This is a genomic window from Lysinibacillus sp. FJAT-14222 (assembly GCF_001278875.1).
Taxonomy (GTDB): Bacteria; Bacillota; Bacilli; order Bacillales_A; family Planococcaceae; genus Lysinibacillus; species Lysinibacillus agricola.
In genome coordinates, this window is sequence record NZ_LIYL01000007.1 from 21,502 (window position 1) to 39,030 (window position 17,529).

General features: G+C 37.9%; 13 protein-coding genes, 1 riboswitch and 1 other annotated feature. Of the genes, 4 read left to right on the forward strand and 9 right to left on the reverse strand.

Going from position 1 to position 17,529, the window contains the following annotated elements:
* Positions 1-383: 383 nt before the first annotated feature.
* From AN161_RS30445 to AN161_RS02715, 5 genes are all read right to left on the reverse strand, one after another.
* The gene (locus AN161_RS30445) at positions 384-482 is read right to left on the reverse strand and encodes a hypothetical protein (protein WP_343069299.1); all 99 of its coding nucleotides are present in this window, start codon (positions 480-482) and stop codon (positions 384-386) included.
* Positions 483-880: 398 nt separating this feature from the next.
* The gene (gene leuS, locus AN161_RS02700) at positions 881-3,295 is read right to left on the reverse strand and encodes a leucine--tRNA ligase (protein ID WP_053592846.1); all 2,415 of its coding nucleotides are present in this window, start codon (positions 3,293-3,295) and stop codon (positions 881-883) included.
* A 90-nt stretch (positions 3,296-3,385) separates the two neighbouring features.
* Positions 3,386-3,596: a binding site (T-box leader), on the reverse strand.
* Positions 3,597-3,804: 208 nt separating this feature from the next.
* Entirely contained in the window at positions 3,805-5,529 is a 1,725-nt protein-coding gene (gene sulP, locus AN161_RS02705; protein WP_053592847.1) for a sulfate permease, read from the reverse strand.
* A 66-nt stretch (positions 5,530-5,595) separates the two neighbouring features.
* Complete coding sequence (locus tag AN161_RS02710) at positions 5,596-5,943, reverse strand: metalloregulator ArsR/SmtB family transcription factor (RefSeq protein WP_053592848.1); 348 nt, start codon at positions 5,941-5,943, stop codon at positions 5,596-5,598.
* Between the two features lie 171 nt (positions 5,944-6,114).
* The gene (locus AN161_RS02715) at positions 6,115-7,293 is read right to left on the reverse strand and encodes an MFS transporter (protein WP_053592849.1); all 1,179 of its coding nucleotides are present in this window, start codon (positions 7,291-7,293) and stop codon (positions 6,115-6,117) included.
* A gap of 272 nt (positions 7,294-7,565) precedes the next feature.
* Here AN161_RS02715 and AN161_RS02720 point away from each other — a divergent pair, with 272 nt between their 5' ends.
* Together AN161_RS02720 and AN161_RS02725 are read left to right on the forward strand one after the other, a co-directional pair.
* Positions 7,566-8,522, forward strand: coding sequence for a TIGR01212 family radical SAM protein (locus AN161_RS02720; RefSeq protein ID WP_053592850.1), 957 nt, complete (start codon positions 7,566-7,568; stop codon positions 8,520-8,522).
* Positions 8,519-9,097, forward strand: coding sequence for a class I SAM-dependent methyltransferase (locus tag AN161_RS02725; protein ID WP_053592851.1), 579 nt, complete (start codon positions 8,519-8,521; stop codon positions 9,095-9,097). The genes AN161_RS02720 and AN161_RS02725 overlap by 4 nt, the downstream gene beginning before the upstream one ends.
* A gap of 153 nt (positions 9,098-9,250) precedes the next feature.
* Here the strand turns inward: AN161_RS02725 and AN161_RS02730 are convergent, their stop codons facing one another.
* The 3 genes from AN161_RS02730 to AN161_RS02740 all read right to left on the reverse strand — a co-directional run bounded on the left by AN161_RS02730 (position 9,251) and on the right by AN161_RS02740 (position 12,625).
* Positions 9,251-9,883, reverse strand: a complete 633-nt coding sequence (locus tag AN161_RS02730) for a superoxide dismutase (protein ID WP_053592852.1) — start codon at positions 9,881-9,883, stop codon at positions 9,251-9,253.
* Between the two features lie 300 nt (positions 9,884-10,183).
* A complete protein-coding gene (locus AN161_RS02735; RefSeq protein WP_053592853.1) occupies positions 10,184-11,692 on the reverse strand; it encodes an alanine/glycine:cation symporter family protein in 1,509 nt (502 codons plus the stop codon).
* Positions 11,693-11,818: 126 nt separating this feature from the next.
* Positions 11,819-12,625: an alpha/beta hydrolase gene (locus tag AN161_RS02740; protein WP_053592854.1), complete on the reverse strand. Its 807-nt coding sequence runs from the start codon at positions 12,623-12,625 to the stop codon at positions 11,819-11,821.
* Between the two features lie 137 nt (positions 12,626-12,762).
* On the opposite strand from AN161_RS02740, the gene AN161_RS02745 reads away from it, so the two are divergent.
* Entirely contained in the window at positions 12,763-13,284 is a 522-nt protein-coding gene (locus tag AN161_RS02745) for a gamma carbonic anhydrase family protein (protein WP_053592855.1), read from the forward strand.
* A gap of 191 nt (positions 13,285-13,475) precedes the next feature.
* Here AN161_RS02745 and metK read toward each other — a convergent pair whose 3' ends face one another.
* The gene (gene metK / locus AN161_RS02750; RefSeq protein WP_053592856.1) at positions 13,476-14,672 is read right to left on the reverse strand and encodes a methionine adenosyltransferase; all 1,197 of its coding nucleotides are present in this window, start codon (positions 14,670-14,672) and stop codon (positions 13,476-13,478) included.
* 290 nt (positions 14,673-14,962) lie between these two features.
* Positions 14,963-15,081: riboswitch (SAM riboswitch) on the reverse strand.
* 632 nt (positions 15,082-15,713) lie between these two features.
* Between metK and pckA the strand changes: the two genes are divergently transcribed.
* On the forward strand, positions 15,714-17,300 hold the full coding sequence (gene pckA / locus AN161_RS02755; RefSeq protein WP_053592857.1) for a phosphoenolpyruvate carboxykinase (ATP): 1,587 nt from the start codon (positions 15,714-15,716) through the stop codon (positions 17,298-17,300).
* Positions 17,301-17,529: the final 229 nt, after the last annotated feature.

Here is a 17,529-nt window from a genome sequence, read left to right on the forward strand (position 1 = left end):
TCGACCTTCCTAGTTATATCAAGGCTTATTTACCGATTTCATTGTGAGAAATTTGTGTTATTAAGATAAATGTTTTACCTCATTATAAAAATTAATCTCTTCCATTGATTTTTTCGATACTCTATTTCACTCAAACCAGTATTTTTAAGCAAGGTTTTTCCAGAACCAAGTTATCGTTCGATAATGCTGCTAAAATTTGCATTTATGACCGCTCCATGGACTACAAGGATAACGTACTTATCAGACATACTCCATTTTTATTTTCTGTAACCCCTCTAATACTCTATTTGTTAAATTCTCTCTAGACTCTTGATTTGGATAATTTTTTGAGGATACATTCTTCTTCTTTCTTCTATCGATAAACCTTCTACATCACCATAATCTCATTCACTAAATCGGAACATTTCTAGTAAAGGAATGTTTATTTCTTCTTTAATAATCATTGCCGCTTGCTTTACTCGTAATAAGGGACTACTAATAATAACATCCCATTTATTTTTAGATAAATAGTAAGCGCACTGCTTTGCATATCAATGCCTGTATCATTTAACAGAATATTCATTCTCTCTTATAGTTTTCCAGGCTTATTCCATTCAGTTTCCCCATGTCGCACAATACAAATTCTAGTCAAATTCTCTCTCCCCCAATTGTTTAGATTAAATCTCAAAACAATTATACTATTCTTACTATGTAAAATAATTATTATCCCGACTAATAAAGATCGATAAAATGTAAAAAAAGACAGAATCAAAATTTGATTCTGCCTTTAATCTTATATTAATGAAATGATCCAACCATCAAAAGTACTTCCGTTAAGACTCCAGTTCTGTAGCAAGTAATCTTAACTTTTATAGAAGCATGTAAATGGTGTTTCTTTCATTTATTTTACGACGATATTCACAAGCTTGCCTGGAATGACAATTACTTTTACTAAGTTTTTGCCTGCCATATACTCTTGTACTTTGCCATCAGCAAGTGCTACTTTTTCAATTTCTTCTTTTGAAGCGTCTTTTGCTACGATGATTTTTGCACGTACTTTACCGGCCACTTGAACTGCGACTTCCACTTCATCATCAACAAGTTTAGACTCATCAAATGCTGGCCATTCCTTATATGAAAGTGTTTCATCATGACCTAATATCTGCCATAACTCTTCAGCAACGTGTGGAACCATCGGAGCTAACATTTTCACAAAGCCTTCAGCATATGCTGTTGGAATAACATCTGCTTTGTAGCAATCATTGATGAATACCATCATTTGTGAAATAGCTGTATTAAAGCGAATACCTTCATAATCCTCTGTCACTTTTTTCACAGTTTGATGGTATGATTTTTCAAGCGCCTTGTCATCAGAGGCTTGAATTTTCGCAGCGATTGTTCCATCTTCATTGACAAATAGACGCCAAATACGATCTAAGAAGCGACGTGCTCCGTCCAAGCCATTTGTTGACCATGCAACAGATGCTTCAAGTGGACCCATAAACATTTCATATAAACGTAAAGTATCGGCACCGTGTGAAGAAATGATTTCATCAGGGTTGACGACATTGCCTTTCGATTTAGACATTTTTTCATTACCTTCACCAAGAATCATCCCTTGGTTAAATAATTTTTGGAATGGCTCTTTCGTGTGTACGACACCTAAATCGTAAAGTACTTTATGCCAGAAGCGAGCGTAAAGTAAGTGTAATACTGCATGCTCTGCCCCACCGATATAAATATCAACTGGTAACCAGCGTTTAAGCAACTCAGGATCTGCAATTGCCTCTTTGTTCGTTGGATCAATATAGCGTAAGAAGTACCAGCTAGAACCTGCCCACTGAGGCATTGTATTCGTTTCACGACGACCTTTTTTACCTGTTTCCGGATCAACAACATTTACCCATTCTGAAATATTCGCTAATGGTGATTCACCTGTACCCGAAGGACGAATATTATCAGTTTTTGGTAGTATTAATGGCAATTCTGATTCTGGTACTGGCGTAATTGATCCATCTTCCCAATGGATCATTGGGATTGGCTCTCCCCAGTAACGCTGGCGGGAGAATAACCAGTCACGCAGACGGTATGAGATTTTCTTCTCCCCTACGCCTTTTTCCTCAAGCCATTCAATTGCCTTAGCAATACCGTCCTCTTTGTTTAAGCCATCAAGGAAGTCAGAGTTAATGTGCTTACCATCTCCTATGAATGCTTCTTTGCTGATGTCTCCACCTTCAAGTACAGGAATAATTTCTAAGCCAAATTCTGTTGCGAATTCATAGTCGCGTTCATCATGTGCTGGAACTGCCATGATTGCACCAGTACCATATGATACTAATACGTAGTCCGCAATCCAAATTGGCACTTTTTTACCGTTAATCGGGTTTACTGCATAGGCACCTGTGAATACGCCTGTTTTTTCTTTCGCTAAGTCTGTACGTTCTAAATCAGATTTCATTTTTACTTTTTCTAGATAAGCATCTACAGCTTGTCGTTGTTCAGCAGTTGTAATTTGTTCCACTAATTTATGCTCAGGTGCAAGTACACAGTATGTAGCGCCAAATAATGTATCAGGACGAGTTGTAAACACTGTGAAGTTTTCATCTGTGCCATCAATACCGAATATTACTTCTGCACCTTCCGAACGACCAATCCAGTTTCGCTGCATATCCTTAATAGATTCTGGCCAATCAACTTCCTCTAAGTCGTCGATTAAACGGTCTGCATAGGCAGTAATTTTTAGCATCCATTGCTTCATTGGACGACGTTCTACTGGGTGACCACCACGTTCTGACTTCCCATCAATAACTTCTTCGTTTGCAAGTACTGTTCCAAGTGCTGGGCACCAGTTTACAGCCACTTCATCCACATACGCCAAGCCTTTTTTATAAAGTTGGATAAAAATCCATTGTGTCCATTTGTAATATTCTGGGTCTGTTGTGTTAATTTCACGATCCCAATCATAGCTAAAGCCTAGCTCTTGAATTTGACGTTTAAATGTCGCAATATTTTTTGCTGTAAATTCTGCTGGGTCATTCCCCGTATCAAGTGCATATTGTTCTGCTGGTAAACCGAATGCATCCCAGCCCATAGGATGTAAGACATTATAGCCTTGCATGCGCTTGAAGCGTGAAAGAATATCTGTCGCTGTGTATCCTTCTGGGTGCCCCACATGAAGACCTGCACCTGATGGATATGGGAACATATCTAACGCATAAAATTTTGGTTTTTCCATTTCATTTTCAGTTTTGAAAGTTTTATTATCAGCCCAATATTGCTGCCATTTTTTTTCGATTTGTTGATGATTAAAGCTCACGATTTTTCCTCCTTTAAACTTGTAATGTTACTCATCGTAAGAATTGACAAAATATTTAAAAAACAAAAAAACTCGCCCCTTTCTTAGTCAGAAAGGGACGAGAGAATTCGTATCTCCCGCGGTACCACCCAAATTAGTGATCACACTCGGCTTTAGCTTCCTTAACGCGGAAGGAACGGCACGCGTTATTCACGCGGGCAGACTCAGAAGGCGAGTTCAATTTGCTTTCCTACTAGCTCCCACCAACCGCTAGCTCTCTAAAAAGAACCACAAATTTACTATTCCTCATCACTGTCTTTACATGTATTGCATTTATTCTAATGGAAAGTTTTGAAAAGCACAAGCCTTTGTTTATATACTACCCATTACTGAACAATTATATCCTTTTTTCCTTATATCGCTATAAAGTGAAACTTTAATCAGTAGGGGATTTTCTTCATCCCCACTGATTATTAGCTTTCACCAATCGGGCTTTTACACCTAACTTCTTCGCTTTCGGCACAGTTAAATTACTGCCCGTTAATGCGAGATAATTCCTGACATTCACGAAAAGCAAAATGCTTACACCCAATGCATTGATTTGTATCTAAATAGCTTAGAGCTTTATTTATCGCTTCCCCTGTATGCGGATAGAAATTTTCCTCACCGATTTCATCATATAAGCCATTGTGCTGTAGTACCCTTTTTAATTCATCTTGCACACCTGTAACTAAAATGGTGCCACCCTGGGCTTTAAAATTCCGGATGACATTACCAAAATATGCCTCACCTGTTGAATCCATAAAAGGCACTTTACTCATACGTAATATTAAAGCTTTTTGCTGTTGCTGAATGGAACTTACAATTGCCTCCTCAAAAGTTTGGGCTGCACCAAAGAAAAGTGGGCCCTCAATTGTATAAATACTAATTTGTGGACAATCCCGCTTCTGATGAACAACATGTGATTGCACTTTTCCGCTCTTTAACGAATGGTCTGGTAATACCTTTGTTACTACAAGCTTTTCGCTCATACGCTTCGCAAATAATACGACTGCTAATACGAGCCCAACCTCTACAGCTAGTGTTAAACTTGTAAAAACAGTGAGAAGAAACGTAATCATTAAAACGAGGGAATCTCCTGATTTTAATTTAACGATATGCGCAAAATGCTTTTGCTCACTCATATTCCAAGCCACAACCATTAAAACTGGAGCCATACTTGCCAATGGAATATGGGAAGCAAAAGGCGCTAATAATAATAAAGTGACTAATACAAATACCCCATGAATAATACCTGACATTGGTGATACTGCACCTGTTTTAATATTTGTCGCAGTACGGGCAATAGCACCCGTTGCAGGAATCCCTCCAAAGAAAGGAGTGACGATATTAGCAATCCCTTGACCAACAAGTTCTCGATTACTATTATGTTTTGTATTTGTCATCCCATCCGCTACTACCGCAGATAGAAGTGATTCAATTCCACCAAGCATGGCTATCACAAATGCTGGTCCAATAAGTAGCTGAATTCGCTCTAATGTGATATCTGGTATTGCAAAATTCGGTAATGAATTTGGGATTTCACCATAGGCTGTTGCTATTGTGGCAACTTGTCCAGAAAAAAAGAACGTTGCAACAAGCGTAGAAACTACAATGCCTGCTAACGCCCCTGGAACTTTGGGTAAAACTTTCGGTGTGATTAAAATAATGATAAGACTAATGATTGCCGTTAAAATACTATAAAAGTTTGTCGTACCAATATGCAAAACAATTTCTTTTATATTGTCAATAAAATACTCATGTCTTTTAATATTAGTCAAACCTAAGAAATTGGCAATTTGGCCTGTAAAAATAATAACTGCAATTCCTGCTGTAAAACCTATTGTCACGGGACGAGGGATAAATTTTATTAATGAGCCAAGTTTAAACAAACCCATTAAGCACAAAATAATCCCGGCCATTAATCCAGCAATTAGTAAGTTTTCATAGCCATACGAAATGACTATCCCTAGCAGAATTGGCACAAACGCACCTGTAGGTCCCCCAATTTGATACTTCGAACCACCAAAAAGAGAAATAAGTATTCCAGCAATAAAAGCTGTATATATTCCATACTCCGGCTTAACACCTGACGCAATGGCAAAGGACATTGCCAGTGGTATTGCCACAATCCCCACAACAATCCCTGAAATTAAATCTTTCTTCAAATGATGAACTGAATATCCCTCATATCGCCCTGTAAACAGTGACTTCATCTATAAATCTTCCCTTCAAAATAATAAGTAAGGTAAATGTTTTATAAGATCTCCAGTTTACAAACACTACATATCCTCTTCATTATTTTCGTTAATGGTCATCTCTTCTAATCTTGTAATTGTATTTATTAAGTGATTGTTGAAAATATCTTTTGCTACACCAAGTAATTCTCCAATCATCGGATCGCTTAAAGAATAGTAAACTTTTTTACCCTCTTTCGTCCCATACACAATATTTTTGCCTCGTAATACACTTAATTGCTGTGAGACAGCTGAGCCCTCTTTTTCTAAGCAGCTTTGTATTTCATTGACACTTTTCTTACCATCCACCAGTAATTCCAATATTCTAATTCGTAATGGATGTGCTAAAGCTTTAAAAAAATCTGCCTTAAATTGCTGCAAGCCCTCTTCCACATTTATCCCTCCAAGGAACTTCATCTTCATATATTCAAATATTTGAATATGTATGATTGATTGTACGCTAATAGATGCTATTTTTCAACACAAGACATAAAAAAAGAGCGAAAAACGTGTTTCCCACACATTTTCCGCTCGTTCCGAAAGTATTTTTGTTAATTTTTACTATCAATCTGTCACTATTTTATTCTTTCGTAAAGGATAATCATAGATAAGACATGGAATAATTGCAAACAATACAATAATTACTAGGATTAATACGAGTGCAACCATTCCAAATTGATCAACCATAATACCACCAAATAAAGGTCCAATCATACGACCTGCTGTTGCCGCACTATTGATAATCCCTTGATAAAAGCCCTGCCGTCCTTTTGGTGCAAGCTGATTGGCGATGGTAGGTAAAGCGGGCGTATAAAACATTTCGCCAAAAGTTAGCACTACCATGGCGGCTGCAAACATTTTAAAATCACTCGCAAAGGCAATGATTCCAAAGGATAAGGCGATAAGGGTAATACCAAATACTAATTGACGTTTTAATTTATTTTCCCAACGCTTCACTAGAGGTGCAATTAGCGGTTGCCCTAAAACGATGAGTAGACCATTAATAGTCCATAATAAGCTGTACTGTTTCAATCCTAATCCTAGATCTTGCGTATAGGAAGAAATAGTCGCACTCCATTGTGAATATGCTAGCCAGCATAGCACAGAGGACGAACTTATAATTAATAATGCATAAAACGGTGCTTTATTAATTATTCGCTTACTTTCACTCACTACATTTTTCGGTGCAATGCTACCCTCTTCTAGTCGTTTAAAAGTAAATAATGCTATAAAAAAGAACAATATATACATAGCTAAGTTGACCTTGAATACGTAGTCAAATTGGTAATCAGCAACAACACCAGCAAGTGCAGGTCCAATTGCCACTCCTAGATTTTGAGCTAAATAAATTGCGTTAAAGGCCTTTCGTCCGCCCTCAGGCCATGCCGTTCCAGCTAAAGCAAACATTCCAGGGAATACGATACCTCCACTAAAGCCCAGTACCATTAAGATCCACACATAATGTGGCCAACCATGCCAAATCGTTAAAGTAATTAATGAGGCAATCGTCAAAAGAATGCCAAACATTATGGATTTATAGCCACCTATTCTATCAAATAAATACCCACCTAATAGATTCCCTAATACGCCAGCAGCAGAATTCAACATCAACACAAAGCCAGCCATCGCAAGGGACTTCCCTAAATAATCGTGCATATAAATGGCATTTAAAGGCCATAAAAAAGAGTTGCCCGTTGTGTTCACAAGCATTCCGATAATTAAAAACCAAACACTTTTTGGCATAGAATGACCTCCGTTATTTCGCTACTCTAAATAGTTAGTTTATGTTGAAAAATACAAAAGCACAAGAAAAATAATTTTACTCTTTTTACATAGGCTTTAAACTACTTTTTGTGTAGGTTTCGGTTGGCCCTCCTCATGATTTTCTTCGGTCGAAGTACTTTTTGCTCGCCTCCCCCGCGGTTTGCTCCAGTCACCCACATAATTATTAAATTCTTCCCTCATGACGGAAACATCAGCACGTGATAAAATATAGTGTTAGAGGAGTGAAATAAATGACAGAAACAAACTTTCCTTTTCCTTCAGATGGGAAAAGATATTATACATGGAATCGCTATTTACGTGAGCAATTTGGTCATAAAGTTTTTAAAGTAGCACTAGACGCAGGCTTTGACTGCCCAAATCGTGATGGTACAGTTGCCTTTGGAGGTTGTACGTTTTGTAGTGCAGCAGGTTCAGGTGATTTTGCGGGTAATAAAGTTGATCCTATCGAAGTGCAATTTGCTGAAATTCGTGACAAAATGCATCAAAAATGGAAGGACGGCAAATATATGGCCTACTTCCAGGCATATACAAATACACATGCACCACTACCAGTTTTAAAGGAAAAATTTGAAGCAGCCTTGGCCCAAGAAGGTGTTGTTGGATTATCCATCGCAACTCGCCCAGATTGTCTGCCAGATGATGTTGTTGAATATTTAGCTGAATTAAACGAACGCACCTATTTATGGATTGAGCTCGGACTTCAAACTGTGCATGAAAAAACAGCAAATCTCATCAACCGTGCTCATGATTATGCAACATATGTAGAAGGTGTTGAAAAGCTACGAAAGCATGGTATTCGTGTATGCTCTCACATTATTAACGGCCTTCCTCTTGAAGACTATGACATGATGATGGAAACTGCACGTGAAGTCGCAAAGCTTGATGTACAAGGCATTAAAATTCATTTACTGCACCTTTTAAAAGGGACACCAATGGTTAAGCAATATGAAAAGGGTATGTTAGAATTTTTAGATCAAGACGTTTATACAAAGTTAGTCGCAGATCAACTTGAAATGCTACCACCAGATATGGTTATTCATCGAATCACAGGTGATGGTCCGATCGATTTAATGATTGGCCCGATGTGGAGCGTTAATAAATGGGAAGTATTAAATGGAATTGATGCTGAGCTTGAACGCCGTGGAAGCTGGCAAGGGAAATTTTATAATGCTGAGGTTGCAAAATGAAGTTACAACGCGTTTTACAATATGCACAACAGCTAATAAAAGATACAGTTGAAGAGGGTGATACTGTGGTGGATGCCACTGCAGGAAACGGACACGACACATTGTTTTTAGCACAGCTTGTTGGCGATGAAGGTCAAGTATACGCCTTTGATGTTCAAAAGAGCGCTGTTGATGTAACTCTCCATCGCCTTTTAGATAATGGCTTAGAGCATCGTGCACTTGTTTTACATAGAGGGCATGAGGAAGTAGCCAACTATGTACACAAGCCAGTAGCTGCTGCAGTTTTTAATCTTGGTTATTTGCCTGGTAGTGACCATGACATCATTACAACGCCAAATACTACGATACAAGCAATTGAAGATTTGCTAAAGCTGCTCAAAATCGGTGGTCTTATTGTCCTTGTCATTTACCACGGTCATCTGGGTGGCAAGGAAGAACGAGATGCTGTGATAGAATATGTCAGTCAACTTCCCCAAAAATATGTACATGTATTAAAATACGAGTTTCTAAATCAACAGAATGATCCACCCTTTGTTATTGCTTTAGAAAAAATGAAAGATTACCCTTTAAGCTAGTTAGATATTTTTAATATTAATTTTTTTGAGGCATGGTTTCGATATCGCATCGGACTCATGCCTTTTTATAAAGAAAATATCCCCCGATGGCGCGGGGGATATGGAGGAGTAACTTACTTTCATGTCAAATTACCTTAATTAACTTAGCTTATGTTAGATTTTAAAAGTGTGTTGTTTCATTGCATCTACATATCGTTGATTGACTTTATCCCAATCGACAGTATTCCACCAATTCGTAACAAATTCAGGTCGACGATTTTGATATTTCAAATAATATGCATGTTCCCATACATCAATAACAAGTAGAGGAATTTTTCCTTCTTTTAAAGGTGTGTCTTGGTTAGCTGTACTCATTATGGTTAATTGCTCTCCATCCAATACAAGCCATCCATAACCACTTCCAAAGCGGGTAATTGCTGCTTTAGAAAGCTGATCCTGAAAATTATCAAACGTTTTAAAATAATAATCAATCGCCTTTCCAATATCAGCATTTGCCTCACCACCGCCATTTGGACTCATCAAATCCCAAAATAAACTGTGGCAATAGTGCCCTCCACCGTTATTCTGTACGGCTGTTTGAATGTCAGCTGGAAGTAAATCAAGATTGCTTAGCAAATCTTCCAACGGTTTACTTTGTAAATCCTTATGACTTTCTAAGGCTGTGTTTAAATTATTTACATACGTAGCATGATGCTTTGAATGATGAATTTCTAACGTTCTAGCATCAATATAGGGCTCCAACTGATCATAATCATATGATAGTTTCGGTAAATGGAACACAGTCAATTTTTCACCACCTTCCAAAAAGTTTCTTTAAGGAAAAATAATTTCCTTAAGTCAAAATATACCTTCTTTTTCTGTTGGCGTCAATAGAAATGTTATTTTCTTTTTATAGTTCTTTACTGAAATATGTAATTGACTGCATGGGAATCAAGATCAGATTTTAGTATTAATCCTTTTTTAGATCATCACCATAACGTGTGGTTGATTTCCGTTCCGACAGGGCACTGATGAGCCCTTTTTATAGAAAACAAAAAACTATCTAATAGAATGTTTTAATCTATTAGATAGCTTTCTCTTTATTGTCTATTTATTTTTACGTTTTTCATTATAATCTACCCAGAAATCTGCACCTTTAATTCCTAGTTTACGAGGATCAAAAACAGGATCTTTTCCTTCTTTTTTCTGTTTCTCATAATCCTTTAATGCGACTATAGCAGGCTTCATAATAATTAAAATCGCTATAACGTTAACCCAAACCATCAGGCCCAATCCAACATCTCCCATCGCCCAGGCAAGGTCAGATGTACGTATAGTACCGTAGAACGCAGCAATTAAAATAGCAATCTTCGCAATCCAAATGGCGACTTTCTCGGTAGCTCCTGAGAATAAATAAGCGACATTTGTTTCGGCAATGTAGTAATATGCCATAATTGTTGTAAAAGCAAAGAAGAATAATGCAATCGCTACAAATGGGCCACCAAAGCCTGGTAACGAAGACTCAACCGCATATTGTGTGTATGCTGCACCTTCTTTAATACTTTTCGCAAATGTCATTTGTTCTTCTCCAGTTAATCCGCCCTTATTGAACTCACCAATATGAACAAATGGATCAGTGCCTTCCGCCGCTTTTTCATCCTGCACATTATACATACCAGTAAATAAAATCATAAATGCTGTAGCTGAACAGATTAATAATGTATCAATGTACACAGAAGCTGCTTGTACGATCCCTTGTTTAGCAGGGTGTGATACTTCTGCTGCCGCTGCTGGATGCGCGCCCGTCCCTTGACCGGCCTCATTTGAATAAATTCCGCGTTTAACCCCCCATGCAATAGCGGAGCCAATAATACCACCAAAAATTTCTTGCGCTCCAAATGCGCTAGAAAAAATTAATGCAAATACTGATGGTATTTCTTTAATATTCATTACAATAATGATGATGGCCATAATAATATAAGCTAATGCCATGAAAGGGACTATAATCTGTGCAGCATTGGCAATCCATTTAATCCCACCGATAATAATCGTACCTAATAATACAACAATAATAAGTCCTGTAATCCAAGTCTCAATATTAAAAGCGTTTTCAACCGCTGTCGCAATTGCATTCGATTGAACACCCGGCATCAAAATTAGCATGGCAACTAATGCGGCGATGGCAAAAATAACAGCAAACCATTTTTGCCCCATTCCTTTTTCTATGTAAAAAGCTGGTCCGCCCCGATATTCTGTATCTTTCTCTTCTTTATAAATTTGAGCCAATGTCGACTCAACGTAAGCAGTTGCCGCACCGATAAAGGCGATTACCCACATCCAAAAAATAGCACCAGGTCCCCCCATCCCGATAGCTGTAGCTGTACCGGCTATATTCCCTGTACCTACTCGACCAGATAATGCGATAGACATCGCTTGGAAGGATGAAATCCCTTTTTCCGATTTTTCACCTTTAAACATTAAAACAAACATATCTTTAATGTGTCTTACTTGTAGGAACCGTGTAATAATTGAAAAAAAGAGCCCTATTAATAAAATACCATAAATAAACCACGGTCCCCATAAAATGTCATTCATTTTCCCAACGATTGCTTCCATCTTACCCCTCCAATTTGAAAAAAATTACTTTAAGTCATTATAGTATTACACTTTTCAGAAAATTACAATATTATATTTTAGTAACAATAAATTAGTAAATTTCTAGTTAATTGGAGAGGTAAAAGACTACTTAATGATATAGCCAATTCTTCGGAGAGCATTATTAATAAAATCACGTATATAAACAAAAATCTCTTCACGCTCTACTTCATGAAATAGATTATGATAACAGTTTGCCCATTCTTTGAATTGAAACTCTGTAAATTCCTGCTGTTGAAGCCAATTACGAGTTTGTTTAGTTTCTGTAATGCTATCTTTTTCAGCTGTCATAACTAACATCGGCATATTAGGAAATTCAGCCTTAGGCAATAACACTAAATTACGCATCATTTGCTGTAGCTCTCGATACCATTTCACTGAAACGACTGACATAATAGGAACCTCATCCTTCATCTCATCTCTACCTTCTACACTGCGTGTTAATGTTTTTAATGTAATTTCATGGGTTAACTTCACATTTGCTGTCAGGGCACTTAGGCTAGTTAAAGCATTTGATAGTTTACCTGGCAATAGCTTCAAATTTAACCAAGGCGAAGTTAAAATAATTCCTGCACATTCATATTTTCGCTTTTGCATGGTATGTAGTAATAATGTTGCGCCAAGGCCATGCCCTATTAAAAAGACAGGTAAATTATACGAAAAAGCATTCTCGATTAAATGCCTCGTATATTTGTTGTATTCTTTAAAATCTTCATCATGGACACGTGAAACCCTTGCATTTACTCCATGATTAGGTAAATCTCCCATGACTATGTGGAAGCCTTCCAATCTAAGTTTTTCTATAAGCCATGCATACCAGCGGTGATTTTCATATGCACCATGAAGAATAGCAACCACAGCCTTTGCTTGTCCATCAGCTTCCCATTTCCACATTTTACATAGTCCTCCTAAAAAAATAATTACACAATGATTATATCGAAAATATTCAGTTCATTTTAATTTTATATTTCCATAAAGTTGCGTATTTGATACGATAATATTACATCATAGAAAGAAAAGAGGCGATTATCATGATCTATCCATTTAAAGGTAAAACACCAAAGATCGAGCCATCTGTCTTTATTGCCGATTATGCAACCGTTACTGGTGACGTTACAATAGGTGCTGAAACAACAATTTGGTTTAACACAGTTATTCGAGGTGATGTGTCACCCACAATTATCGGAAAACGAGTTAGTATTCAAGACCTCTGTTGCTTACATCAAAGCCCTAAATATCCGCTTATTATTGAAGATGAAGTAACAGTCGGACATCAAGTAACTTTACATAGCTGTACGATTCGTAAAAATGCCTTAATCGGTATGGGCTCAATAGTATTAGACGGAGCGGAGATTGGAGAGGGTGCATTCATTGGAGCGGGTAGTCTTGTACCTCCTGGCAAAGTCATTCCTCCGAATAGCTTAGCATTAGGTCGTCCAGCAAAGGTTGTACGAGAGTTAAATGCTGAAGATAAAGAAGATATGGAACGCATCGTACGTGAATACGCAGAAAAAGGTCAGTACTATAAATCTCTTCAAACACAAAATAAATAGCTTTTTCAACTAAATCGAAGCAGCTCCTCGTTTTCTTGGACAACCAAGCCATACATGGTTGCCGGATGATCTATTAATTTGGAGCTAATTTATTTCGGTAAAAATGTGAAAGGGGCTATTAGAACGCCGAGCCCCTTTCTATAGTACTTTAAAATAATTTTACAGCTACTGCATTACTTTAGCTAAATAATTTATAACCCAGCTTTTTCTTTTAATGCGTCAGCTTTGTCTGTTTGTTCCCAAGGTACATTTAAGTCAGTACGACCGAAGTGACCATATGCTGCAGTTTGTTTATAAATAGGGCGACGAAGGTTAAGCATTTTAATAATTCCAGCTGGACGTAAATCAAATAGCTCGCGTACCCAATTTACAATTTCACTTTCCTTCACTTTTCCTGTCCCAAATGTATCAACAGCAATAGAAACTGGCTGAGCAACACCAATTGCATAAGCTAATTGTACTTCAGCACGTTCTGCTAAGCCTGCTGCTACGATATTTTTTGCCACATAGCGTGCTGCATATGCCGCTGAACGGTCCACCTTAGTTGCGTCCTTACCAGAGAAAGCACCTCCGCCATGACGTGCATAGCCACCGTATGTATCAACGATGATTTTACGGCCAGTTAGACCAGCATCCCCTTTTGGACCACCTATTACGAAACGGCCAGTTGGGTTGATGAAATATTTAGTATCAGCATCTAGTAATTCACTTGGAACAACTGGGGCAATAACGAATTCTTTTAAATCTGCTTGAATTTGTTCAAGCGTCGCTTCTTCATCATGCTGTGTTGAAATAACAATCGTATCTACACGCACTGGTACATTGTTTTCATCATATTCAATCGTCACTTGCGTTTTTCCGTCTGGACGTAAATATGCTAGTTCACCAGATTTACGTGCTTCAGTTAAACGACGAGCCAATTTATGCGCTAAACTAATCGGTAATGGCATAAGCTCTGGTGTTTCGTTACATGCAAACCCGAACATTAAGCCTTGGTCACCTGCACCAATAGCCTCAATATCAGCGTCAGTCATAGAGCCTTCACGCGCCTCTAAAGCTTGATCAACACCCTGTGCAATATCAGGCGATTGTTCACCAATAGCAAGAAGCACTGCTAGGTTTTCAGCATCAAAGCCATATTTTCCTCGTGTATAACCGATTTCTGCTACAGTATCGCGGACAATACCTTTCATATCTACATAGGTAGAAGTAGTAATTTCTCCTGCTACTAATACTAAGCCTGTTGTTACTGTTGTTTCACACGCTACACGTGCATTTGGATCTTCTGCTAAAATAGCATCTAAAATGGCATCCGAGATTTGGTCACAAATTTTGTCTGGATGTCCTTCTGTTACACTCTCTGATGTAAACAGTCGACGGTTTGTCATTTGGTTTTCCTCCTATTACGCTTATAAATAGTATTTGCGAATTAATACGGTACTCATTACCCATGTCAAGCTCGCTCCTATGGATTGAACTCTCAAGCCGTTGCTGCTGTCGTTTCACTTTCGCACAAAAAAATAGCTGCTGCTTTTAACACGAGATTTCGAAAGATCCGTCATTATAATAAGGAAAGAACTACATATACTTACCTTTAGATTTGTTTTTAACAATAAAAAAATCCTTTTCTCACGCTTACTTAACATGAGGAAAGGAATAATGACTTCGTAACCTTTCACTCTTATCGTTCAAGGGGTTTCCCCTTGCATCAGGTTGGCACCAACGCATGTCGTGAAATAGTTCATGCAGGTTGCCGGGTTTCATAGGGCCTGACCCTCCACCAGCTCGGGATAAGAGTATCCGTTCAATATCTCATATTACGTAAAAGGTCGAACGTTGTCAAATATTTTTGCTGTATTATATAAAGGAAATAGGGAATTCGATGAGTTTCAATACTTTTTACACTTGGATTATGCTGTAAATTGAAGCAAAATAATCCCTACTCTCCACCTTATATCATGTGTTAACATATGTGTGACCCTTTAATCTTCATTCAGCAAGTATTTAGCGAAAGTGCAACGTCATCTACAAATGTCTTTTGTAGCGAAAACGAAGTTATTAGCTACAGAAGGCTGCCCTCTCTACATGTGGTGGATGAATATGGTTGTAGACCCCTTTTCAGTCGGTGACAAGCTCCAACTGATAAAAAAGACAGGTAAGAACCTCACATCCTGTGCGAACCTCATGTTGACCAAAAGCTTCCAAACGTAATTCAGCTGTGACGAAGATTATCTAATCAAATAGGGGAAAAAGCATTCTAAAAACGAATAAATTTACTTTTTGTCGTTTTCTTGAAAAGTATTAAAATCTCTAAAATAATTTCCGAATTAGTATAGATTATTTAAGCAATTGTGTTATACTATTTTTGAAAATAAGAAATTCTCCCTCAAACTCTAGGGAATACTATAAAAAAGGATGGTATTTAATCGATGAATTCAGTAGAAATTGCAAACGAACTGAAGGAATTATTAAGCGGCGGTAACATTAATGTTCAACTTTCAGTACCACAATTAGCTGAAAAAGCTACAGCTCGTGGTGAAGCTATGTTAACAGTAGATGGTGCAGTTCGTGCAGAAACTGGCAAATACACTGGTCGTTCACCTAAAGATAAATATACGGTAGAAGAAGAAAGCTCAAAAGATCAAATTGACTGGGGAAAAGTAAACCGACCAATTTCTTCTGAAGTGTTCGATAACTTATATGTAAAAGTAGTAAAATATTTAAAAGAACGTGACGAATTATTCGTATTCAAAGGCTTTGCTGGTGCTGACAAAGATTCGCAATTAAGCATCCAAGTAATCAATGAATATGCTTGGCACAACCTTTTCGCTCATCAATTATTTATCCGTCCAACTGAAGAAGAATTAGCTTCTCATGTTGCTGACTTCACAGTTATCTCAGCTCCTAACTTTAAAGCAGACCCTGCTGTTGATGGTACAGCTTCTGAAACATTCATCATTGTATCACTTGAAAAGAAAATTATCCTAATCGGTGGTACTGAATACGCTGGTGAAATCAAAAAATCTATTTTCGGTATTATGAACTACTTATTACCACAACAAGGCATCCTTTCAATGCACTGCTCATCAAACGTTGGTGAAGCTGGCGATGTTGCATTATTCTTTGGTTTATCTGGTACTGGTAAAACTACTTTATCTGCTGATCCTGACCGTAAGCTTATCGGTGACGATGAACACGGTTGGTCTGATAATGGTGTATTCAACATCGAGGGCGGTTGCTATGCAAAAACAATTAACCTTTCTGCTGAAAAAGAACCAGAAATCTACAACGCAATCCGCTTCGGTTCTGTTTTAGAAAACGTAGCTGTTGATCCAGAAACTCGAGTTTGTGACTATGATGATGGTTCATTAACAGAAAATACACGTGTAGCTTATCCAATTCAATACATTGAAAATATTGTTGATCCATCTGTTGCAGGTCACCCAAAAACAATCATCTTCTTAACAGCTGATGCATTTGGTGTATTACCTCCAATCAGTAAATTAACAAAAGAGCAAGCAATGTACCACTTCCTAAGCGGTTTCACATCTAAACTTGCTGGTACAGAACGTGGTGTAACAGAACCAGAACCAGTATTCTCAACTTGCTTCGGTTCTCCATTCCTTCCACTTCCAGCAACAGTTTATGCTGAAATGTTAGGTCAAAAAATTGACGAGCACGGTGCACAGGTATTCTTAGTGAACACTGGTTGGACTGGTGGAGAATATGGTACTGGTAGCCGTATGAAGCTTTCTTACACTCGTGCAATGGTACGTGCTGCAATTGACGGTAAATTAGCTAATGTTGAAACAATTCAAGATTCAGTATTCGGTTTAAACATTCCAACTTCTATTGAAGGTGTACCAACAGAAGTGCTTAATCCTCGTGATGCATGGGCAGACAAAGCTGCTTATGATAAAAAAGCTGCTGAACTTGCTGGACTGTTCAACGAAAACTTCAAGAAATTCTCAAATGTTTCTGAAGCTATCACTAATCTTGGTGGTCCATTAAAATAATTCATTAAGCAAAGGGAACGATTTAAAAGTCGTTCCCTTTTTTGTGTTGAAAAACTTTAATTTCAATAAAATTAAGGTGTCCTATTAAGGCTCCTCTGCACAACGAGGGGTTGATTTCCGTTCCGACTGGGCGCTTTCCTGGGGGCGTCCGATGAGCCGCTTCGCTTCGCTCCAGGGTCTCATCTGTGACGCTGATCCCCAAGGAGTCGCCCAGTCTTCACTCCAATCA